The sequence below is a fragment of the Mycobacterium sp. E183 genome (genome assembly GCF_001667735.1).
Taxonomy (GTDB): domain Bacteria; phylum Actinomycetota; class Actinomycetes; order Mycobacteriales; family Mycobacteriaceae; genus Mycobacterium.
Genome location: NZ_LZJN01000204.1, coordinates 62,983 through 84,533, shown reverse-complemented (window position 1 = coordinate 84,533; position 21,551 = coordinate 62,983). Strand labels below are relative to the sequence as shown.

Annotated in this window: 20 protein-coding genes; 10 read left to right on the top strand and 10 right to left on the bottom strand. The window is 70.6% G+C overall.

The window, feature by feature from the left end; all coding sequences use genetic code 11:
- The 9 genes from hypF (at window position 1) to A5691_RS25015 (ending at window position 9,881) form a co-directional block, all read left to right on the top strand.
- Entirely contained in the window at window positions 1–2,334 is a 2,334-nt protein-coding gene (gene hypF, locus A5691_RS25055) for a carbamoyltransferase HypF (protein ID WP_067748663.1), read from the top strand.
- 3 nt (window positions 2,335–2,337) lie between these two features.
- A complete protein-coding gene (locus A5691_RS25050) occupies window positions 2,338–3,057 on the top strand; it encodes a HypC/HybG/HupF family hydrogenase formation chaperone (protein ID WP_067748665.1) in 720 nt (239 codons plus the stop codon).
- Window positions 3,054–3,728 (top strand): SIS domain-containing protein, encoded by a 675-nt coding sequence (locus tag A5691_RS25045; protein WP_067748668.1) that lies wholly within the window; start codon window positions 3,054–3,056, stop codon window positions 3,726–3,728. Before A5691_RS25050 ends, A5691_RS25045 begins: the two co-directional genes overlap by 4 nt.
- Window positions 3,725–4,837, top strand: coding sequence for a hydrogenase expression/formation protein HypE (hypE, locus tag A5691_RS25040; protein WP_067748671.1), 1,113 nt, complete (start codon window positions 3,725–3,727; stop codon window positions 4,835–4,837). The genes A5691_RS25045 and hypE overlap by 4 nt, the downstream gene beginning before the upstream one ends.
- A 67-nt stretch (window positions 4,838–4,904) precedes the next feature.
- Window positions 4,905–5,177, top strand: a complete 273-nt coding sequence (locus A5691_RS25035; protein WP_067748673.1) for a HypC/HybG/HupF family hydrogenase formation chaperone — start codon at window positions 4,905–4,907, stop codon at window positions 5,175–5,177.
- A 15-nt stretch (window positions 5,178–5,192) separates the two neighbouring features.
- Complete coding sequence (hypD, locus tag A5691_RS25030; RefSeq protein ID WP_067748675.1) at window positions 5,193–6,323, top strand: hydrogenase formation protein HypD; 1,131 nt, start codon at window positions 5,193–5,195, stop codon at window positions 6,321–6,323.
- Window positions 6,320–7,069: a DUF6390 family protein gene (locus tag A5691_RS25025; RefSeq protein WP_255392550.1), complete on the top strand. Its 750-nt coding sequence runs from the start codon at window positions 6,320–6,322 to the stop codon at window positions 7,067–7,069. The genes hypD and A5691_RS25025 overlap by 4 nt, the downstream gene beginning before the upstream one ends.
- A gap of 20 nt (window positions 7,070–7,089) precedes the next feature.
- On the top strand, window positions 7,090–8,229 hold the full coding sequence (locus A5691_RS25020; protein WP_067784584.1) for an alkaline phosphatase family protein: 1,140 nt from the start codon (window positions 7,090–7,092) through the stop codon (window positions 8,227–8,229).
- Between the two features lie 761 nt (window positions 8,230–8,990).
- On the top strand, window positions 8,991–9,881 hold the full coding sequence (locus tag A5691_RS25015) for a PPE family protein (protein ID WP_068016399.1): 891 nt from the start codon (window positions 8,991–8,993) through the stop codon (window positions 9,879–9,881).
- Between the two features lie 6 nt (window positions 9,882–9,887).
- Here the strand turns inward: A5691_RS25015 and A5691_RS25010 are convergent, their stop codons facing one another.
- The 10 genes from A5691_RS25010 to dxr all read right to left on the bottom strand — a co-directional run bounded on the left by A5691_RS25010 (window position 9,888) and on the right by dxr (window position 21,219).
- Window positions 9,888–10,649 (bottom strand): gamma-glutamyl-gamma-aminobutyrate hydrolase family protein, encoded by a 762-nt coding sequence (locus tag A5691_RS25010; protein ID WP_067784591.1) that lies wholly within the window; start codon window positions 10,647–10,649, stop codon window positions 9,888–9,890.
- A gap of 133 nt (window positions 10,650–10,782) precedes the next feature.
- Entirely contained in the window at window positions 10,783–11,343 is a 561-nt protein-coding gene (locus tag A5691_RS25005) for an alpha/beta hydrolase (protein ID WP_197499190.1), read from the bottom strand.
- A 120-nt stretch (window positions 11,344–11,463) separates the two neighbouring features.
- A complete protein-coding gene (locus A5691_RS25000; protein WP_068016402.1) occupies window positions 11,464–12,975 on the bottom strand; it encodes a cobyric acid synthase in 1,512 nt (503 codons plus the stop codon).
- Between the two features lie 15 nt (window positions 12,976–12,990).
- Window positions 12,991–13,848 (bottom strand): type I methionyl aminopeptidase, encoded by an 858-nt coding sequence (gene map / locus A5691_RS24995; RefSeq protein WP_067748696.1) that lies wholly within the window; start codon window positions 13,846–13,848, stop codon window positions 12,991–12,993.
- Between the two features lie 125 nt (window positions 13,849–13,973).
- Window positions 13,974–14,573, bottom strand: a complete 600-nt coding sequence (locus tag A5691_RS24990; protein ID WP_067748699.1) for a DUF1707 domain-containing protein — start codon at window positions 14,571–14,573, stop codon at window positions 13,974–13,976.
- A 114-nt stretch (window positions 14,574–14,687) separates the two neighbouring features.
- Window positions 14,688–16,502: a penicillin-binding transpeptidase domain-containing protein gene (locus A5691_RS24985; RefSeq protein WP_068016405.1), complete on the bottom strand. Its 1,815-nt coding sequence runs from the start codon at window positions 16,500–16,502 to the stop codon at window positions 14,688–14,690.
- Between the two features lie 188 nt (window positions 16,503–16,690).
- Window positions 16,691–17,545: a GNAT family N-acetyltransferase gene (locus A5691_RS24980; RefSeq protein WP_068016408.1), complete on the bottom strand. Its 855-nt coding sequence runs from the start codon at window positions 17,543–17,545 to the stop codon at window positions 16,691–16,693.
- Window positions 17,546–17,595: 50 nt separating this feature from the next.
- Window positions 17,596–18,762, bottom strand: coding sequence for a flavodoxin-dependent (E)-4-hydroxy-3-methylbut-2-enyl-diphosphate synthase (gene ispG, locus A5691_RS24975; protein ID WP_067748711.1), 1,167 nt, complete (start codon window positions 18,760–18,762; stop codon window positions 17,596–17,598).
- Window positions 18,763–18,779: 17 nt separating this feature from the next.
- Entirely contained in the window at window positions 18,780–20,003 is a 1,224-nt protein-coding gene (locus tag A5691_RS24970) for an RIP metalloprotease (protein WP_067748714.1), read from the bottom strand.
- Window positions 20,004–20,022: 19 nt separating this feature from the next.
- The gene (dxr, locus tag A5691_RS24965) at window positions 20,023–21,219 is read right to left on the bottom strand and encodes a 1-deoxy-D-xylulose-5-phosphate reductoisomerase (protein WP_067891797.1); all 1,197 of its coding nucleotides are present in this window, start codon (window positions 21,217–21,219) and stop codon (window positions 20,023–20,025) included.
- Window positions 21,220–21,296: 77 nt separating this feature from the next.
- Between dxr and A5691_RS24960 the strand changes: the two genes are divergently transcribed.
- Window positions 21,297–21,551, top strand: coding sequence for a DUF2631 domain-containing protein (locus tag A5691_RS24960; RefSeq protein ID WP_067748720.1), 255 nt, complete (start codon window positions 21,297–21,299; stop codon window positions 21,549–21,551).

Here is a 21,551-nt window from a genome sequence, read left to right as displayed (position 1 = left end):
ATGACCGCGTCCCCCCTGCTGCTGCGGCACGACGACATTCGGCAGCGCTTCACCGTGACCGGTGTCGTGCAGGGGGTTGGCTTCCGGCCTTTCGTCCACCGCATCGCGACCGAGCTCGGCTTGTCCGGTTTCGTCGGGAACGATTCCGGCGCCGTCTTCGTCGAGGTGCAGGGCGAGCGGGCACGCCTGGCCGAATTCGGCCGGCGCCTGCGCGCAGAGGCGCCGCCGCTGGCCCGAATCAGCGACGTTACGGTCCGCGAGGTTGCCGCCGATGCCGGCTGCGGGCGGGGGTTCCGGATCGTGGCCAGCCGGGCCGCCCCCGGTGGAACGACTCCGATTCCGCCCGACGTCGCGGTGTGTGAGGACTGCGTAGCCGAGTTGTTCGACCCGCGCGACCGGCGCTACCGCCACCCGTTCGTCACCTGCACCAACTGCGGACCGCGATTCACCATCATCCGCGAGTTGCCCTACGACCGGCCGGCCACCACCATGGCGGGGTTCGCCATGTGTGAACGCTGCGCCGCCGAATACCACGACCCGGCGGATCGCCGGTTCCACGCGCAGCCCATCGCCTGCCCCGATTGCGGGCCGTCCCTGCGGTTCCGGTCGGCGGCGGGGCCCGTCGAAGGGGCGGACGCCGCGCTGGCGGCCGGCCAACGCGCGCTGGCCTCGGGCGCCGTGGTCGCCATCAAGGGCATCGGCGGCTACCACCTGGCCTGCGCCGCCGCCGACGACACGGCGGTCGCCGCGCTGCGCATACGAAAAGCTCGCGGCGCCAAGCCTTTTGCCGTGATGGTTCGCGACCTTGACGTCGCGCGCCGCTACGCCCACGTCGATGACACCGAGGCGGCGGTGCTGCTCGGCCCCGCCCGCCCGATCGTGTTGCTCAAGCGCCGGCCGGACGCCCCGGTCGCCGACGGGGTCGCCCCCGGTAGCCCATTGCTCGGCCTGATGCTGCCGTACTCCCCCCTGCATCACCTGCTCCTCGCACCCGTCCCGGGCGCCCCCGCGCCGGTGCCCGACGCACTCGTGCTCACCAGCGCCAACCGCTCCGACGAACCCATCTGCTTCACCGACGACGATGCGGCACAGCGCCTTCCGGCGCTCTGCGATGCGACCCTGGACCACGACCGCCCGATCCATGTCCCGTGCGACGACTCGGTGGTCCGTGTGGTCGACGGTCGCGAACTGCCGATCCGCCGCTCCCGTGGCTACGCGCCGCTGCCGGTCGACCTGAATATCCCCGGCCCGCCCGTGCTGGCCGTCGGCGGGGAATTGAAGAACACGTTCTGCCTCACCGACGGCCCGCGGGCGTACCTATCCGGGCACATCGGCGACATGGGCACCTGGGAGACGCTGCGCGCGTTCGAGCGGGCGGTGACCCAGCTCAGCGAAATACGCGGCGAGCCGGCGCGGTTGGCCGCCGATCTGCATCCCGGGTACCACACCCGAAGCTGGGCTGAGCGTCGCGCGGACGTCCGACCGCTGGACCTCGTTCAGCACCACCACGCGCACGTCGTGTCGCTGCTGGCCGAGCACCGACGCCTCGGCGAACCCGTCATCGGCGTCTCCTTCGACGGCACCGGCTACGGATGCGACGAGACCATCTGGGGCGGCGAAATTCTGCGGCTCGGCACCGACAGCCACCGATTCGTCCGGGCGGGCCACCTGCTGCCGGTCCCGCTGCCCGGCGGTGACACCGCGGTGCGCAACCCATGGCGGATGGCGCTGTCCCAATTGTGGTCCGCCGGCATCGGCTGGACCCCCGACCTGGCGCCCGTCGCCGCCGCGAATCGAGACGAATTACGCATCACCCGTTCACAATTGGAGACGGGAACCGGATGCGTGCCCTGTTCGAGCATGGGCCGCCTCTTCGACGCGGTCGCCTCGCTGCTCGGGGTGCGGCACCGCATCGACTACGAAGGCCAGGCCGCCATCGAGCTGGAGGCACTGGCGGAATCGGCGGACGCGCAGGACGGGCCGCCGCTGCCGCTCACCGTGCGCGCCGACGGGGTGATCGACCCCGCCCCCCTGGTGCGGGCGTTGGTGTCCGCGCTCGGCGCCGGCGCGCGACCCGCGCCGCTGGCCGCGGCGTTTCACCGGGCCGTCGCGGTCGCCGTCGCCGAGGCGGTCGCCCAGGTGGCCGGCACCACCCGGCTGGTGGGGCTTACCGGCGGGGTGTTCCAGAACGTGTTGTTGCTGAGAGCATGTCGAGAACGGTTGCGGCTGGCCGGGTTCGAGGTGCTGACCCACCACGCCGTGCCGCCGAACGACGGCGGACTCGCCCTGGGCCAGGCCGCGATCGCCATGCTGACCGCGCAGGAGGAGGGCTGACCCATGACCACCACGGCCATCGATCGCGGGCTGGGCGCCGAGTTGGCCGAAGACCTCGCCGCCACCGCCTTCACGCTGGCCAGGCGCTTCGCCGCCGGCGCCACCATGTGGTCCATCGCGCCGTCGTGGGAACCGCACGCGCTGCACATCGCGGTCGAATTCGTCCACCCGGTCATCATGGGCAAAAGAGCGCTGCCCGCGGTGGCGTTGACCGGGCCCGACCTCGTGGACCTGGTGCGGGTCTCGGTACGCCCCGGCGACATCGTGGTCGCGGTTGCCGGCGCCGACGAGGCGCAGGTCCGCTCCGTGATGCGGCGCGCACCCGCGTGGGGGGCCACGACGATCTGGATCGGCAGCGGCGAACGGCCCCCTGCGGGGATGGCCGACCACGTGCTGTGGCTCGACGACCCCGACCCGCGCGTGCCCGCGACCGGTGGCTTCGTGCTGTTCTACCACCTGCTGTGGGAGCTGACCCACGTATGTTTCGAACACCCCGGCCTGCTCAAACCCGAACACTCCGAGTCGGTTTGCGTCACGTGCAGCGACGAGGGACGCCCCGGCGAGGCGGTGACCGCGTCGGCCGACGGGCACGCCGTCGTGCGCACCGCGCGGGGCGTGGAGACCGTGGTGACCACGCTGATCGAGCCGGTCGAAGCCGGCGAGCTGATCCTCGTGCACGCGGGCATGGCGATCGGCAGACTGGAAGACGAGGAGGGCCGATGAGTCCCGCGGACGAACCCACCAACTTCCTGTACCCGTTCATCGACGCCCAGGAAGACGATCCCGCCTCCCTGCTGGCCGACCTGGCCGCGTCGGCGCAGGCCAAGGCCGCCGAGAGCCTGGCACTGCGGCGATCGACGCTGGAGGCCAACGCCGCACTGCTCGGTCAGGCGGCCGCCGAGCTGGCGCGCCGTTTCACCGCGGGCGGGCGGATGTTCACCTTCGGCAACGGCGGCAGCTGCACCGATTCCACCACGCTGGCAAGGCTGTTCGCCCGGCCCCCGGTCGGCAAGCCGTTACCCGCGTGGCCGCTGACCACCGACCAGGCCATCCTGACCGCGCTGGGCAACGACGTCGGATTCGAGTTGGTGTTCGCCCGGCAGTTGATCGCCCGCGCGACCGCCGGTGACATCGCGATCGCCATGTCGACCAGCGGCGGCTCGCCCAACCTGCTCGCCGCGCTGGCCGAAGCGCGTCAGCGCGGCCTGTACACCATCGGATTCGCCGGCTACGACGGCGGCGCCTTCGCGAACAACCCGGATGTGGACGCCTGCTTCATCGTCCGTTCGCAAAGCGTGCACCGGATCCAGGAATCGCAGGCGCTGCTGGGCTACCAGCTGTGGCTGAGCGTGCATCAACATCTCCGCGGCGAGCACGGTCTGGGGGCGGCATGAACAAGTCGGCGGGTGAATACCTTTCGTCGGGGCCACGCTTCGCCGAGGGCGAGGTGATCGAGCGGATCGAATCGTTCCGCAGGCGCCGCCCCCGCCTCCTCGACGACCACGTGACGCTCGCGCACGGCGCGGGCGGCAAGGCCTCCGCGGCGCTGGTGGACGCCGTGTTCATGGAGGCGTTTCGCAACCCGCTGCTGGAGTCACTCGGTGACAGCGCGGTCCTGACCCTGCCCGGCGGCGAGCGCGTGGCGATGTCCACGGACTCGTTCGTGGTGCAGCCCAGGCGCTTTCCCGGCGGCTCCATCGGCGCGCTCGCCGTGCACGGCACCTGCAACGACCTCGCGATGGCCGGCGCCGTGCCGTCGTGGATCTCGGCGGCGTTCGTGCTCGAAGAGGGTTTTCCCATCGCCGAGTTGAAGGAGATCGTCGCCGACATGGCGGCGGCGGCCGCCACGGCGGGCGTGCGAATCGTCACCGGCGACACCAAGGTGGTGCCGAAGGGCGCCGCCGACGGGGTGTTCGTCACCACCGCCGGGGCCGGTGTCATTCCCGCGGGGCGCGCGCTGTCTGCGGCGGCGGTGCGGCCCGGTGACAAGCTGCTGCTGTCGGGGTCGATGGGCGACCACGGCATGGCGGTCATGCTCGCGCGCGGCGACCTGGCCATCGAGGCCGACATCGCCTCCGACACCGCGTCGGTCAGCCCCCTGGTGGAGCTGCTGATGGCGGCCGCGCCGTCCACCCGGTGGATGCGCGACGCGACGCGGGGCGGGGTGGGCACCGTGTGCAACGAACTGGCCCAGGCCTGCGGCCTCGGCGTGCTGCTCGAAGAGGAGCGGCTTCCGGTGGCGCCCATGGTGAACGGCGCCTGCGAGCTGCTCGGTATCGACCCGCTGTACGTCGCCAACGAGGGCAAGTTCATCGCCGTCGTGGCGCCGCAGGAGGCGGACGCCGGGCTGGCCGCGCTGCGGTCGCACCCGCTGGGCACCGGCGCGGCCGAGGTCGGCGAAATCGTCGCCGAGCCAGCCGAAAGCGTGGTGCTGCGAACCGGATTCGGCGGCACGCGAATCGTCGACATGCTCGTCGGAGATCCCCTGCCGCGGATCTGTTGAGAGCGTGGCGATCGCAAGCGCGGCGGAGCCGGGCGCAGCGGGTCGCCACCAGAGAGGAGTACAAAAGATGTGCCTGGGCATTCCGGGTCGGATCGTCGAGATCACCGATCCCGCAAACTATTTGGCCAAGGTGGACGTGAGCGGGGTGCAGCGCACCATCAGCGTGCGGCTGCTGGAGGACGACATGCCCGAGCCCGACGACTGGGTACTGGTCCACGTCGGGTTCGCGATGGCCAAAATCGACGAGACCGAGGCATTGCTCACCCTCGCGGCCGTCCAGAAACTCGGCGACGCCTACGACACCGAGATTCAAGCCTTCGACTCGTCGTCGATCGTCTGAGAAGGAAGGACCGTCATGAAATTCGTTGACGAGTTCCGCGACCCGGCCGCGGCGCGAAAGCTGCTGGGCGCCATCGGGCGACTTGCCGGCACCGACGGTGCGCAGTTCAAGTTCATGGAGGTGTGCGGCGGTCACACGCACACCATCTACCGGCATGGCATCGAGCACCTGCTGCCCGAGAACGTCGAACTCGTGCATGGCCCCGGGTGCCCGGTCTGCGTGATCCCGATGGGCCGCATCGACGACGCGATGTGGCTGGCCGGCCAGCCCGACGTGATCTTCACCTGCTTCGGCGACATGATGCGCGTCCCCGGCTCCAACGGCAGCCTGCTGGACGCCAAGGCGCGCGGTGCCGACGTGCGGTTCGTCTACTCGCCGCTGGACGCGCTGAAGATCGCGCTCGACAACCCGGACAAGCATGTGGTGTTCTTCGCCATCGGTTTCGAGACGACCGCGCCGTCGACGGCCGTGACCCTGGTACGGGCGCGCGAACAGGGGCTGACCAATTTCAGCGTGTTCTGCAACCACGTGATGATCGTCCCGCCGATCAAGGCCATCCTGGAATCGCCGGACCTGCGACTGTCGGGGTTCATCGGCCCCGGGCACGTGTCGACGGTGGTGGGCAACCGGCCCTACCGATTCGTTCCCGAGGTGTACCGAAAGCCCCTGGTAGTGGCCGGTTTTGAGCCACTGGACATCCTGGCCGCGGTCGCGATGCTGCTGACCCAGATCCGCGAGGGCCGCTGCGAGGTGGAGAACCAGTACACACGCGTGGTGCCCGAACGCGGCAACCCGGCCGCTTTGGCGTTGATGGGCAAGGTTTTTGCGCTCCGTCCCCACTTCGAATGGCGCGGGCTGGGCTTCATCTCCCAGAGCGCGCTGCGGCTGCACGACGACTTCGCGGAATTCGACGCCGAGTTGCGATTCTCGATGCCGGGCGTGCGGGTCGCCGACCCCAAGGCATGCCAGTGCGGCGAGGTGCTCAAGGGCGTGCTGAAGCCGTGGGAATGCAAGGTGTTCGGGACCGCGTGCACCCCGGAGACCCCGATCGGCACGTGCATGGTGTCCCCCGAGGGGGCCTGCGCGGCCTACTACAACTTCGGCCGGATGCACCGTGACGCCGTCAAGCTGGTGGGGCGCGCTTGACCCGGGACGCCGGCGGTTCGCAAAGCGGCGTGGAGATGTTCGCCCGCTACGCCCACGCGCCCAACGCGCTGGGCTATTGCGGCCCCCCGCTGGGCGCCACCCTGCGCGACGGTTCCGAGGACGAGGTGCGCCGGGCGGCGGCCAGGTTCTCCGGGGCATGGCCATACCTGCGGGTGCTGTCGGCGCTGACCGGGATCGCCGACCCGCTGGACCACCGGCTCGTCGAGTCGTACTGGCTGGGCGGCGGCGTCGGGGCCGACCTGGACCCGCAGGGCTTCTTTGACGCGTTGCTCGCGATCATCGGCCCGCAGGCGGGCCGCTACTGGTCACACCTGACACCGGACCTCGCGGGCGAGGCCGCCGCCAATCACAGCTTTCACGTGTTCGGCGTGTACCCGTGGACGCGGTTTCTGGGCCGGGGCATGGACGAGCATCCGCTCAACGTGCTCGACAACTGCCGCATCACCTGGGGGACCGTGCTCAGCCGCGACCACGACCGGATCCAGGTGCGGTGCCGGCAACTGGTGCTCGACGGTGAGGCGCTCGCGCTGTCCGAACCGTCGCCCCGGACCTTCGACGTCTGGGCGGACGGCTACAGCGCCGTGCCCGACGTGGCCCCCGGTGACGAGGTCGCGCTGCACTGGGGGCGGCTGTGCGGCCGGCTCTCCCCGCGGCAGGCCCGTTCCCTCGCCGACGCGACCGATCGGCAGCTGCGCGTGACAAGCCGGCGACTGGCGCACGTCTAATTTCGTGCCAGACTGGCCCGGTGCCCGGTTCCCTCTGCGACGTGCTGCCCGCCGCCGCCGCGCTGCTCGGCGCGCCGGGCGCCGTCGACAAGCTGGGCCTGTCCGATTGGGCCGGCTCCGAACAGATCGATCGCGTCGCGGTCGTGCTGGTCGACGGGCTGGGCTGGCACCTGCTCGGCGAGCTGGCCGGCAGCGCGCCGCTGCTCGCCGCCGTGGCGGCGGGCCAGCTGGGCCGCCTCACGGAGCTGACCTGCACCTTTCCGTCGACCACCCCGACCAGCCTGGTGTCGATGGGCACCGGGGCGCAACCGGGCGAGCATGGGATCCTGGGCTTCACGCTCAACGTCCCCGGCTCGGATCGCGTGATCAACCACATCCTGTGGCGCGACGACCCACCGCACACCGAGTGGCAGCCGTTACCGACCTGGTTCGGGCGGCTCAACCGGGCCGGCATCAGCGCGCGGGCTGTGTTGCCGGCCGCGTTCATGGGTAGCGGGCTGACCGACGCGGCGTACCGGGGCGCCGAATTCCGCCCCATCCAGCCGGGCGACGACAACGCGCAGCGGGTCGTCGACGAGCTGTGTGCGGGACCCGGCCTGGTCTACGGCTACACCGCCGCCCTGGACACCGCCGCGCATGCCTTCGGCGTCGGATCGTCCCAATGGCACGACGCGGCCGTCCAGGTCGACACGCTGCTGACCCGGCTGGTCGACGCGCTCCCCCCGACCGCGGCGCTACTGGTGACCGCCGACCACGGCGGATTCAACGTTCCACCCGGCGCCCGGGTCGACCTCGACACCGACCCACGGCTGGGCGCGGGGATCCGCGTGGTCGCCGGCGAGCCGCGGGTGCGTTACCTGCACACCGAGCCCGGGGCGGCGGCGGACGTGCAGGCGGCCTGGAGCGCAGTACTCGACGGCAGGGCGGACATCTACAGCCGCGAGCAGGCCGTGGCCGCCGGGATGTTCGGCCCGGTCAACCCGGCCCACCTGGCACGAATCGGCGATGTCGTCGCCGTCTGCACCGGCGATGCCGCCGTGCTGGCAACGGGCCACGAGCCGCCGGAATCGGCCCGCCTCATAGGATTTCACGGCGCGGCGACACCCGCCGAGATAGCCATCCCGCTCATCGCCTTCAAATCCCCTGCCGCCGACCGCTAGTCGCTGCCACCGTCAGCCGCCCGCCGAGCGCGGCACCGCGATTGCCCGATGGGCCAGTGGCCAATATCACCCCGGCGCCGCAAAGGTCGGGCGATCGTGAAACCCACACCGGACTTTGATCGTTTTCACAGCTCGCACGCCTTGGCCGCCAAGCCTCGTGTTGTAAATTCGGGCCACTGTGGCAGTCGGAGGCGCACCTAGAGACCGGCGATGGCGGTCAGCCATCGCCATCGTTGCGGCGCTTTGCGTGTTCTGCGCCGTGACCTCGGGCTGGGCATCGCGCGGGGCCGCGGTCGCCGGCGTCGGGTCGCCGCACCCGGGTGTGTCCCACGAAGCCGTGCGCCCCGGGGTCGGCCAGGCACTCGGGCGTGCGGGCGACATAAGCCTTGCGGCACAACACTTTTCAACCGGCTCAGCGCCGATGCATCACAGCACCACCAAGAACGCATGGATGACGCGGGATCGGCCGCCGACGTGGGCCCGCTCGTCACCACCGTCGGTGGGGTCGCCGTTACCGGCCTCGTTCGCGGCCGCGGTGTTTCGGCTACCGCGCCCGCCGTCGCGTGCTCCCGCGGCACCACCACTTCACCGGGATCTGTTGACGCAGCTCTGTGTCGCTCGTTGCTGAGCGCTCGACAAGCCGCGGCAGCCGCCGTCGTTGCACTGCCGCCGTTGAAGTAGGCCTGTAACCCCCGTGCCTACGTCCCAACAGAAGAGTCCAATTTCCGGGCTTAGAGCGCCGTCGTTAGGCAGAGATAGCAATGAACTTCACCTCGCTTCCGCCGGAAATCGTTTCCGGCCAACTCCATGACGGCCCCGGCTCGGGGCCGATGACCGAAGCCGCGGCCGCCTGGGCCCGGCTGGCCGTTCGGCTGCACACCGCGGTCGCGGATTACCGGGCGGTGACCGCGAAGCTGGTGGCCGACTGGGATGGGCCAGCACCCGCGCCGGGAGGCGCGTTCCCCTACGTCGAATGGCTCGACGCCACGGCGATACGGGCCGAGCAGACGGCCACCCAGGCCGCCGCGGCCGCGAGCGCGCACGAGACGGCGCTGGCGGCGACGGTGCCGCCGCCGACGATCGGCGCCAACCGCGTGCTGCGCAGGTCGCTGATCCTGGCGAACCCCCTGGGGCTGGCCGGTCCCGCGATCGCCGACACCGAGGCCGAATACGAACGGATGTGGGCCCAGGACACCGCGGCCATGTACGCCTACGCCGAGGCCGCGGCCGATGCCGCGGCCATCACCCCGTTCACCTTGCCGCCCGGCGGCCCGGCCCAAGGCACGTGGGCGCTGGAGTCGGCGCCGGAGGTCGTCGCCACGGGCCGGCAGCTGATCTCCGCCGCACCCGGCGCGCTGCGGACGCTGTCCTCGTCCCCGCTGGCCACGTTCGACGTCTCCCTCGCGTCGGTGACCTCTCCCCTGTCGAAACTGAGCTCCCTGACGGCGCCGTCGGGGGTCGCGATCGCCCACCTGAATTCGCTCAACAAGGCGGCGGCCCTGCAATGCCTGCTGCCCAATCGGCGTGCGGCGGCCGACGCGACGATCACCGTGGCGGTCGGCCGCGCGACGCCGGTCGGCGGGTTGTCGGTACCACAGGCGTGGGCGGCGGCCACGGCGCCGCTGGCGGTCTGCCGGGGAACGGTCGCTTAGCCGCGCTCAGCTCGCGCGCGTCGCATACGACCGCGCGGCGTCCACGATCGCGGCGAAGAGGCGCATGTCGTCCAGGGACTGTTCCGGATGCCATTGCACCGCAAGGACAAAGCTGTCCCCGGGCAGCTCCAGCGCCTCGACCACACCGTCGGGGTCCCAGGCGCTGACCACGAGACCCTCGCCGACTTGGTCGATCGCCTGGTGGTGATAGCACTGCGCGGTGGTGGACTCCCCCACCAGGGCGGCCAGCCGGCTGCCCGCGACCGTGCGCACCGGCAATTTGGTGAACACCCCGTTGCCCGCCCGGTGCCCGTCGTGTCCGAGCACGTCGGGCAGGTGTTGATGCAGGGTGCCGCCGAGCGCCACGTTGAGCACCTGCGCGCCACGACAGATGCCCAGCACCGGCAAACCCCGGTCCAACGCGCCGCGCAGCAACGCGAACTCCCAGGCGTCGCGGTCCACGCGCGGCCGATCGGTGCTCGGATGCGGGCGCTGGCCGTACCCGGCGGGGTCCAAGTCGTAGCCCCCGGTGATCACGAGCGCGTGCAGGCCGTCCAAGACCGAGCCGACTGTCTGCGGTTCCGCCGGTTGGGGTGGCAGCAACACCGCGGCCCCGCCGGCCATGACGACGCCCTGGAAGTAATCAGCCGGCAGGTAGCCCGCGGGCATCTCCCAGATGCCGGTCCGGACCCGCTCCAGGTATGAGGTCAGGCCCACCACCGGGCGCCCACGGGCGTTCACAACCGAGCGTCCTTTCCCCGATTTCATGTCGAGCGACCGCTCAGCGCGGGCGCTCCGGGCTCCGTTCGACACGGTACCGCCCCGCACCGACCGGCGCCGCCCGCGCGCGGAGGACCGGGCAAAGCGCTTGTGCGAGTGGATCTTCGGCGTGAAGGGGTGGCTACCAGGTACTGGTGCGCAACACGATCTCGGCGGCCAACTGTGCCGTCGACTCCTGCACCGTGCGCCGCCCCAGGTGCACCACACGGTATTCCGCGTAGACGTACTGCTGGCTGGCGCGGGCCACCGCGCGCGCCGCCGGGGAGCTGACCAGCACGGTGGTGCCGATCTCCACCGGCGGGCAGTGGTCGTCGCGAACCACGCCGTCGCGGTCGGCGGCCCGCGGGTGCCCACGGTCGATAACGACCAGTCCGACGAACCGGCCCAGCTTCGTCGCCGCCAATTCCCAGGCCAGGTCGCCGCCGGCGCGGTCGCCCACCACGACGGCCCAGCCGATTCCCAGTGCGTCGAGGATGCCGATCACCGATTTGGGGGTCAGGCGCGGGTCGAGGCCGATGACGACGGTCCGAAGCGATGCCGTGTGCAGACGCTCGCAGACCGCGTCATACGCGGCGGGAACTCGTTCCTCGTCCCCCAGGATGGCCACCACGACGCCCTGCTCGGGACCAGCCACCGCTACCGGGACGGGGAACCCGTCGAGCGTGGTCATCATGGAGGGCATTCACGCACGCTACAGCGGATCGGCCTGCGCGCGCGAGGATTTGTCGAATTCCGTGCGCGCCCAACGGGTTTTGCGTCGCCGTAAATTCGATTGCCGTGTGCGCACATGCGCGTGAACGCCCTACGGCCGCAACCGAGTTGCGATATGCGGTCGTCGTGGCGGCACATCGTCGAGCAGGCCCAGAACCGCGTCGACGTCGAGATGGGCGGCCAGCAAATCGGCGATTGTGTCCAGCTGAGCGTCGCGTCGCGCGGAGACGTCGGTGTGGGCGACGACGAACCCGCCACGGCCCGCCGCGGCCGCGACGCGGGTAAGCCACGCGCGTCGGAAGTCGTCGTTGTCGAGCAGCCCGTGCCAGTGGGTGCCGAAGACCGCGCCCCGCGCGAGGCCGTGTGGTTCGCAGTCGCGCCCGCCCTCCGCGCCGAACCAGCTCTCCTCGGCGCAACGCGAGACGCGGCCGTGGTGGATTTCGTAGCCGGCGAGCGGCGGCGGCCAGCGACGCAGAACCTTGGGCTCGCCGAAGACGATGTCCGCGTTCAACAAGCCCAGACCGGCGACCTCGCCCGCCCCCGATTCCACGGTGTCGTCGATGCGCCGGCACAGCATTTGGAAGCCCCCGCAGATGCCCAGCACCGGCTTGCCGGTCGCGGCGTGCGCGGTGACCGCGTCGGCCAGCCCGAGCTCGCGCAGCCAGGCCAAATCGGCGACGGTGGATTTGCTCCCGGGCAGCACGATCAGGTCGGTGTCGGCCAGGTCGGCGGGATCGGTAGTCCAGCGCACCATGACTCCCGGTTCGCAGGCCAGCGCCTCGACGTCGGTGGAGTTGGAGATCCGGGGCAGCCGGATCGCGGCCACCCGCAGCCACTCGCGCCCGCGCGGCGGCGCGGGGCTGCCGACGACGCGGTGCGCGACCACCGATAAGGAGTCCTCGGCGTCCAGCCAGAGCTCGTCGGTGTACGGCAACACCCCGTAGGTCGGGCGCCCGGTCATCGCCCGCAGCTGGCGCAGCCCGGGTTCCAGCAGAGCGGGGTCACCGCGGAACTTGTTGACCACGAAGCCCGCGATCAGCGCCTGGTCGTCGGGATCGAGCACGGCGACCGTCCCGAAGAGGTGGGCCAGCAGCCCGCCGCGGTCGATGTCACCGACCAGGATCACCGGCAGGTCCGCCGCCCTGGCCAGGCCCATGTTGGCCAGATCCGTGGCGCGCAAATTGATTTCGGCCGGCGAGCCGGCGCCTTCGCAGATGACGGCGTCGAACTCGGCACGCAGGGCGGACAATTCGTCTGCGACGATCCCCGCGAGGCGGTCGCGATGCTTCACATAGCTTGCCGCCGTGACCGAATCGGCGACCTGGCCCCGGATCACCAGCTGCGACGTCCGATCGCTGCCCGGTTTGAGCAGGATGGGATTGAACCGCACGCTGGGCTCCAGCCCCGCCGCCCGCGCCTGCAGCGCCTGCGCCCGGCCGATCTCGCCACCTTCGACGGTGACCACGGAGTTGTTGGACATGTTCTGCGCCTTGAACGGCGCCACCCGAACGCCGCGGCGTGCCAGCAACCGGCACAGGCCCGCCGCCACCACCGATTTCCCGGCGTCGGAGCTGGTGCCGGCGACCAGCAGCGCCCCGTTCAAGGGTTCACGGCTTCCTCAAACGGAGGTGAGGATTTCGACGCCGGTGTCGGTCACCAGGAGGGTGTGCTCGAACTGCGCGGTCCACTTGCGGTCCTTGGTGACCACGGTCCAGCCGTCGTCCCAGATCTCGTAGTCCAGGCTTCCGAGGTTGATCATCGGTTCGATGGTGAACGTCATGCCAGGCTGCATGATCGTCGCCACCGACGGCTGGTCGTAGTGCAGCACCACCAGGCCGTTGTGAAACGTGGTGCCGATGCCGTGGCCGGTGAAGTCGCGAACCACGTTGTAGCCGAACCGATTCGCGTAGGCCTCGATGACGCGGCCGACGACCGAGAGCGCCCGTCCCGGCTTGACGGCATTGATCGCGCGCATCGTCGCCTCCCGGGTGCGCTCCACGAGCAGCCGGTGCTCCTCGGACACGTCGCCGGCGAGGAACGTCGCGTTGGTGTCGCCGTGCACCCCGTCGATGTAGGCCGTGACGTCGATGTTGACGATGTCCCCGTCGGCGATCACCGTCGAGTCGGGGATGCCGTGGCAGATGACCTCGTTGAGCGACGTGCAGCACGACTTCGGGAAGCCCTTGTAGCCCAGGGTCGATGGATAGGCGCCGTGGTCGATCATGTACTCGTGGGCGATCCGGTCCAGTTCGTCGGTCGTCACCCCTGGCGCCACGGCCTTGCCCGCCTCCTGCAGCGCGCCGGCCGCGATCCTGCCGGCGACGCGCATCTTCTCGATCACCTCCGGCGTCTGCACCCACGGCTCGCTGCCCTCGCGCACGCTGGATTTCCAGGCGTACTCCGGGCGCGGGATGCGGACGGGCACCGGCAGAGTCGGGGACAACTCTCCCGGGGAAAGCGCGGTGCGAGCAGGCATGGGGCCAGCTTAGCGACGCTCACTCCGCGGCGCCGTCGGTGCGGGTGCGTCGGCGCCGTTGCGTGTGCATCCTCGGCGTCGAGGCGCGCACCGAGGGCGGCGACACGCCAACCTCCCGGGCCGAGTCATGCGCGACGCAAACCGTCCAGCCGGCCGCGGATCAGCGAACGCCGCGGTCCCCGGATGGTCACCGAGCCGCACACCACCCGCCCGGTCAGGATCACATGCGGCCTTCCCTCGCCGGGGGCGTCCCTGCGGCGGTCGCGGGCGCTGCCCACATAGACCTGGACGTCGTCGATCGACGCGCTCGCCCCGTCGGGCAGCCGGATGTCCACCGAGCCGCCCCTCATGTCGAGTTCGATCACCACCACCGGGCCCGCGAACCGCGCCTTGGTGAGGTCGAGTTCGATCGAGCCCAGCCGGCGGACGAGGGCCAGGCGGGTGGGCACCGTCCACTCGCCGTGGCGTTTCAGCGAGCCGGCCCAGCCGCGCAGCTCCACCCGGTCGGCGGCGGAGGTGACGATGGCGCCCGGCCCGGGCAGGTCGCCGACCAGCCCGTCCAGCTCGCCCCGGGTCCGGGCATACGACACCTGGGACGAGCGCTGCTCGAACTCGTCGATGTCGATCAGCCCGAGCGCGACGGCGTTGTGCAGTCGCCGCATGGTGCCGTTGCGGTCGGCGTCGGAGACCCGCAATGCCACCATATCGCCGCCGGGATCCGTCATGTTCGCAATTTACCGCCCCCGGGACCGTCGCGAGCGTGCGTGTTTGTACGACGACACGCCGCTGCGGGCGGCATTCTGCGCACCCTCGCCCAGCAGGGGCTACCGGGCTGGGCGCTAGGCCAGGAAGTCGGGCGGCAGCGACTCGAACATCACCTTCGTCATCCGGACCGCGTATTCCGAGCTGCCGCCCCCGACGATCAGCGACGCGAACGCCAGGTCGCCGCGGTACCCGGCGAACCAGGAGTGCGATCCGCCCGGGAATTCGGCCTCACCGGTCTTCCCGTAGACGGCCCCGCAGCCGGCGATCTCCTTCGCGGTGCCATTGGTCACCACCAGCCGCATCATCGGCCGCAGGGCGTCCACCATCTTCGGGCTGATCGGGGTGGTGTCGCCCTGCACCGCGGTCGGTCGGCCCGCGATGAGCTGCGGCGTCGGCGTCTTGCCTGCCGCGACGGTGGCCGCCACGAGGGCCATGCCGAACGGGCTGGCCAGCACCTTGCCCTGGCCGAAACCGTCTTCGGTGCGCTCGGCGAGGTCGACTGTCGGGGGCACCGACCCGGTCACCGTAGTGATGCCGTCCACCTGATAGTCCAGCCCGATGCCGTACCGGCTGGCCGCCTGCGTCAGGCCCCGGGGCGGCATCTTGCTGCTGAGCTCGGCGAAGGTGGTGTTGCAGGAACTGGCGAACGCCCGCGACATCGGCACCACGCCGAGGTCGAAGCCGCCGTAGTTGGGGATGGTGCGGTGCCCGATGTCGAGGTGGCCCGGGCAGCCCAGCATGGTGTTGGGGGTGGCCATGTCGCGGTCGACGGCGGCGCCAGCGGTGACCATCTTGAACGTCGAACCCGGTGGGAACAGGCCGGTGGTGGCCACCAGGCCGTCGGCGTCGGCCCCGCCGTTCTGCGCGATCGCCAGGATCTCCCCGGTCGACGGCTTGATCACGACCATCATCGCCTTGCCGCCGCGGGTGTCCACCGCGCGCTGCGCGGCGTTCTGCACCACCCGGTCCAGCGTGATCGAGATCGACGGCGCCGGCGAACCCGCCACCTCGTGCAGCACCTCGACTTCGACGCCGTTCTGGTTGACGCTGACCACCCGCCAGCCCGCCTCGCCGTCGAGCTGGTCGACCACGGCCTTCTTCACCTCGGCCATGACCGCCGGGGCGAAATGCGGGTCGGTGGGCAGGATCTCGGGCTGAGGCGTGACGACGACGCCGGGCAGCCGGCCGATGGCCGGGAAGACCTTGTCGTTGTCGTCGGGGTGCAACGTCACCAGGTCCACCGGCTGAGTCGCCGAGCTGGCCTGCTCGGCGAGCAACTGCGGGTCGGCCAGCGTGCCGTTGAACGGGCGCAGGACGTCCACGATCGCGTGCGCCGTGCCGATCAGGGCGGCTCCGGATCCGGCCTGGGTGGCGTCCAGCGTGTAGTGGTACAGGTAGCCGGGCACCAGCACGTCGGTGCCGCCGAGCTCGTTGACCGAGGCGCGCCGCGGCGCGTCGGCGCGCAAGGCGAACGTCTGGTGCTCGCCAAGTTTGGGGTGCAGGCCGGTGGTGGTCCACCGGACCTCCCAGCGGCCTTCGTCGCGCGCCATCTTCAGCTGGCCGTCATAGGTCCAGGTCCGGTTCTTGGGCAGGTGCCAGGTGAAGCGGTAGCCGACCGTGCCGGTGTCCTCGGCGTACTTGGCGTTGAGGATCTGCGTGTCGAGGTGGCTCGCCTGCAGCCCCGCCCACGCGGCGTTGAGCGCTTCGCGGGCCTCGTTGGGGTTGTCGCTGAGTTGGGCGGCCGTGGCGGTGTCGCCGATCGCCAGGGCGGCGAAGAACTTTTCGGCCGCCGGGCCGGGGCCGTCGGGTCGCGGGGTGCACCCGGACGTCGCGACGGCCGCGAGGAGCAACCCGGCCGCCACGATTACCAGTGGGGTTTTTGTGACCATTGGTACAGATGTTATGAAGCTCGGCTGCGGCACCGGGGTCGACACACCGAGATCGGACCGTGATGTAACGCGGGCGTTCCGCCGAGTGCGCGGCGAGCCGCGAATTCGGTGCCGGGTGTGCGGCTGGCCGCACCCTCGCGCGGCGACCGCCCAGCGCCCGGGACCCCGGGCGTTCGGCGGCAAGCGGGTCAGTCCAGCAACACCGTCGCGAAGGTGCCCACCTCGGCGAAGCCGACCCGGGCGTACGCGGCGCGAGCCACCGTGTTGAAGCTGTTGACGTAGAGGCTGGCGGTGCGCCCGCTGCCGACGATCACCGCGGCCACCGTCGCGGTCCCTGCGGTGCCGAGGCCAAGGCCCCGCCACTCGGGGTGCACCCATACGCCCTGGATCTGCCCGACGCCCGGCGACTGCGAGCCCACCTCGGCCTTGAAGACGACCTGGCCCTGTTCGAAGCGGGCCCACGCGCGGCCCGCCGCGATGAGGCTGGCCACCCGGCGCCGGTATCCCCGGCCGCCGTCGCCGATGCGGGGGTCGACGCCCACCTCGCCGATGAACATGTCCACCGCGGCCACCAGGTAGGCGTCCAGCTCGTCCGGCCGGACCTGCCGCACCCCGGTGTCGATGTCGCAGTTGGGGTGGCGGGACAGCGCCAGCAACGGCTGGCGATCGCGCACGTCCCGGGCCGGGCCCCACGCCGACTCGAGCCGTTCCCACATCCGCATCACCAGATCGGCCCGGCCGACCAGGGAGGAACAACGGCGGGCTCCGCTCATCGCCTCGTCGGCGAAGGCGTCCATGTCCGCCGGAGTGCCCCGCAACGGAATCAGGTTGGCGCCGGCGAAGCACAGCGACTCGTCCGCGCCGCGCAGGGTCCACAGTTCCCCGCCGATGGAGTTGGGGTCGATGCCGTGATCCGCCACCCGGGCCGCGACCATGCACGACCCGACCGGATCCTCGTCGAACACCCGCCAGACGGCGGCGGCGTCACGCACCACCGACACCCGTCGCTCGCCGACAAGGCGGAAGAGGGGCGGAGCCGACATCTGGCGAACTCTCTGTGCTGCGAACTAAAGGACCGGGAAATCGGACCCCATCAGCTTACGGTCACGATCGGCGAACCGCTTGATGTTGTGTCAGGACCGTGATCGGTTCCCATCTCCGATGCCAGCCGCATGGCCTCCTCGATGAGCGTCTCGACGATCTGCGCTTCGGGCACGGTCTTGATCACCTCGCCGCGAACGAAGATCTGTCCCTTGCCATTTCCCGACGCGACGCCCAGGTCGGCCTCGCGCGCCTCGCCGGGGCCGTTCACCACGCAGCCCATCACGGCGACCCGCAGCGGGACGTCGAGGCCGTCCAGCCCGGCGGTGACCGCGTTGGCCAGGGTGTAGACGTCGACCTGGGCGCGCCCGCAGGACGGGCAGGACACGATCTCCAGACCGCGCGGCCGCAGGTTCAGCGACTCGAGGATCTGGATGCCGACCTTGACCTCTTCGACCGGCGGCGCGGAGAGCGACACGCGAATGGTGTCGCCGATCCCCCGCGACAGCAGCGCACCGAAGGCGACCGCGGACTTGATGGTGCCCTGGAACGCCGGACCGGCCTCGGTCACGCCCAGGTGCAGCGGGTAGTCGCACTGCGCGGCCAGCTGCTCGTAGGCGGCGACCATCACGACCGGGTCGTTGTGCTTGACGCTGATCTTGATGTCACCGAAGCCGTGCTCCTCGAACAGCGAGGCCTCCCACAGCGCGGATTCGACCAGCGCCTCGGGGGTGGCCTTGCCGTACTTCTCCATGAACCGCTTGTCCAGCGAGCCGGCGTTGACGCCGATGCGGATCGGGATGCCGGCCGCGGCCGCCGCCTTGGCGACCTCGCCGACCCGGCCGTCGAATTCCTTGATGTTGCCGGGGTTAACCCGCACCGCGGCGCAGCCGGCGTCGATGGCGGCGAAGATGTACTTCGGCTGGAAGTGGATGTCGGCGATCACCGGGATCTGGCTGTGCCGCGCGATCTCGGCGAGCGCGTCGGCGTCCTCCTGACGCGGGCAGGCCACCCGCACGATGTCGCAGCCGGCGGCGGTCAGCTCGGCGATCTGCTGCAGCGTCGTGTTGACGTCGTGGGTCTTGGTGGTGCACATGGACTGCACCGAAATCGGATGGTCGCTGCCGACGCCGACATCGCGCACCATGAGTTGGCGCGTCTTGCGGCGGGGGGCGAGCGTGGGCGCCGGGGCGTCCGGCATGCCCAGGCCAACGGACACTTGTTTTCCTTCTCTCGTTACTGGAAGAGCCTGATCGGGTTGACCAGATCAGCGGTCACGGTCAGCAACATGTACCCGACCACGAACACCAGCACCACGTAGGTGGCGGGCATCAGCTTGAGGTAGTTCACCGGTGCGGCCGCGACCATGCCGCGCGCCGACCGGACGAGGTTGCGGATCTTTTCGAACGTCGCGATGGCGATGTGGCCGCCGTCGAACGGCAGCAACGGCACCAGGTTGATCGCGCCCAGGATGAGGTTCAGCTGGGCCAGGAAGAACCAGAACGCCACCCAGAGCCCATGGTCGACGGTGTCGCCGCCGATGATGCTGGCGCCGACCACGCTCATCGGGGTCTGCGGGTCGCGCTGTCCACCGCCGATGGCGTGCACCAGGGCGCCCACCTTGGTGGGGATGGTGACGAGCGCCTTGCCCACCTCGCCGGTCAGGTCCCAGGTGAACGCGAACGTCGCCGGCACGGCGGAGAACACCCCGTAGTGCGTGGGTGCGAGCTTGACGGCGGCGACGCCGATGGCGCCGACCGTCGACGGCGCCGCCTGACCGCCCTGCCCGGTGGGCCCGTTCGTCAAGAAGCGCTGGGTGGGCGTGACGTCGACGTAGGTGGTGATCGTGTTGCCGCCACGCTCGACGACGACCGGGACGGTGCCGTGCATCTTGCGGATCGCGGCGGCCATGTCCTCGAAGGTGGACACCTGGGTGTCGCCGACCTTGACCACGACGTCGCCCGCGCGGATCCCGGCCAGCGCGGCCGGACCGGGGCCGGTGCAGTCCGCGATCTTGCCGGGGGCCACTTCCGGTGCGACACAAGCGGTTTCGCCGACGACCGCCCTGGTCGGCGGATGCAGGTTCGGCAAGCCCCAGATCAGGGCGATGCCGTAGATCAGCACCAGGCAGATGACGAAGTTCATGCCCGGCCCGGCGAACAGCACCGCGACGCGCTTCCACGTGTCCTGCTTGAACATCGCGCGGTCGGTTTCGTCGGGCGCCAGCTCCTCGACCGAGGTCATCCCGGCGATGTCGCAGAAGCCGCCCAGCGGCACGGCCTTGAGGCCGTACTCGGTCTCGCCGCGCCGCGTCGACCACAGCGTGGGGCCGAACCCGACGAAATAGCGGCGCACCTTCATGCCGGTGGCGCGGGCGACCCACATGTGGCCGCACTCGTGCAGGGCCACCGAGATCAGGATGGCGAGGGCGAACAGCACAATGCCGATAACGAACATCATCTTCGCTGCAGGACCTTTCTCACACCATTCCGGAGGCGTTGACGGACGCCTCGGTGGGCCGTGCGTGTGCGACGGCGCGTTGCGCCCGCTCCCGCGCCCAGCGCTGCGCGTCTAGTACCTCATCCACGTTAGCGGGTGAAACCGCCCATTGGTCCGCGGCGTGCAGCACGTCCGCGATGGTTTTGACGATGGCGGGGAACCCGATGCGGCCTTGCAGGAACGCCTCGGCGGCTTCCTCGTTGGCCGCGTTGTACACGGCGGTCATGCAGCCGCCCGTCTGGCCGGCGTACCGGGCCAGCTCGACGGCGGGGAAAACTTCGCTGTCCAACGGCTCGAATTCCCAGCTAGAGGCGGTGCGGAAGTCGCAGGCGGCCGCCGCCCCCGGAACCCGGGCCGGCCAGCCCAGGGCCAGCGAGATGGGCAGCTTCATGTCCGGGGGGCTGGCCTGGGCGATGGTCGACCCGTCCACGAAGGTGACCATCGAATGAACAATCGATTGGGGGTGCACGACGACCTCGATGCGGTCGTAGGCGATGCCGAACAGCAGGTGCGTTTCGATGAGTTCGAGGCCTTTGTTGACCAGCGACGCCGAGTTCAGGGTGTTCATCGGGCCCATCGACCACGTCGGGTGCGCTCCGGCCTGCTCCGGGGTGACGCCCTCGAGCTGGGCGGCGGTCCAGCCGCGGAACGGCCCGCCGGAGGCCGTCAGCACCAGCTTCGCGACCTCCTCGGGGGCGCCGCCGCGCAGGCACTGCGCCAGCGCGGAGTGTTCGGAGTCGACGGGCACGATCTGACCCGGACGCGCCGCCTCGAGGACCAGCGGCCCACCTGCCACCAGGGATTCCTTGTTGGCCAGCGCCAGCCGGGCGCCCGATTCCAGCGCCGCCAGCGTCGGCCGCAGGCCCAGCGCGCCCACCAGCGCGTTGAGCACGACGTCGGCCTCGGTGTCCTGGATCAGGCGGGTCACCGCCTCAGGGCCGCGGTAGGGAACGTCGGCGATCTGCGCCGCGCGTTCGTCGGCGACGGCGACGTTGGTGACGCCGGTTTCGGCGCGCTGCCGCTGCAGAATGTCCAGATTCGCGCCGCCCGCGGCCAGGCCGACCACCTCGAAGCGGTCCGGATTGGCCGCCATCACCTCCAGCGCCTGGGTGCCGATCGAGCCGGTGCTGCCCAGCACCAGCACGCGCAGGCGGCCCTCGGGCGTCGCGATTGTCACCCACTCATTGTGCCTGCTCGGTCCAGCGACGGGTGTGCCAGAATCTCCCTACCAGCCGATCACGAAAGGGACTCACCGTGGCCAGTACCGAGGTGGAACAGTTCACCGGCGTCGACACCGTTGAGGTGCCTTCGGCGGCGTGGGGCTGGAGCCGGATCAATCACCGCACCTGGCACATCACCGGCCTGGTCATCTTCGGGTTCCTGCTGGCGATGCTGCGCGGCAACCACGTGGGCCACGTCGAGAACTGGTTCCTGATCGGCTTCGCCGCGTTGGTGCTCGTCGTCCTCGTCCGCGACCTGTGGGGCCGCCGGCGCGGCTGGATCAGGTAG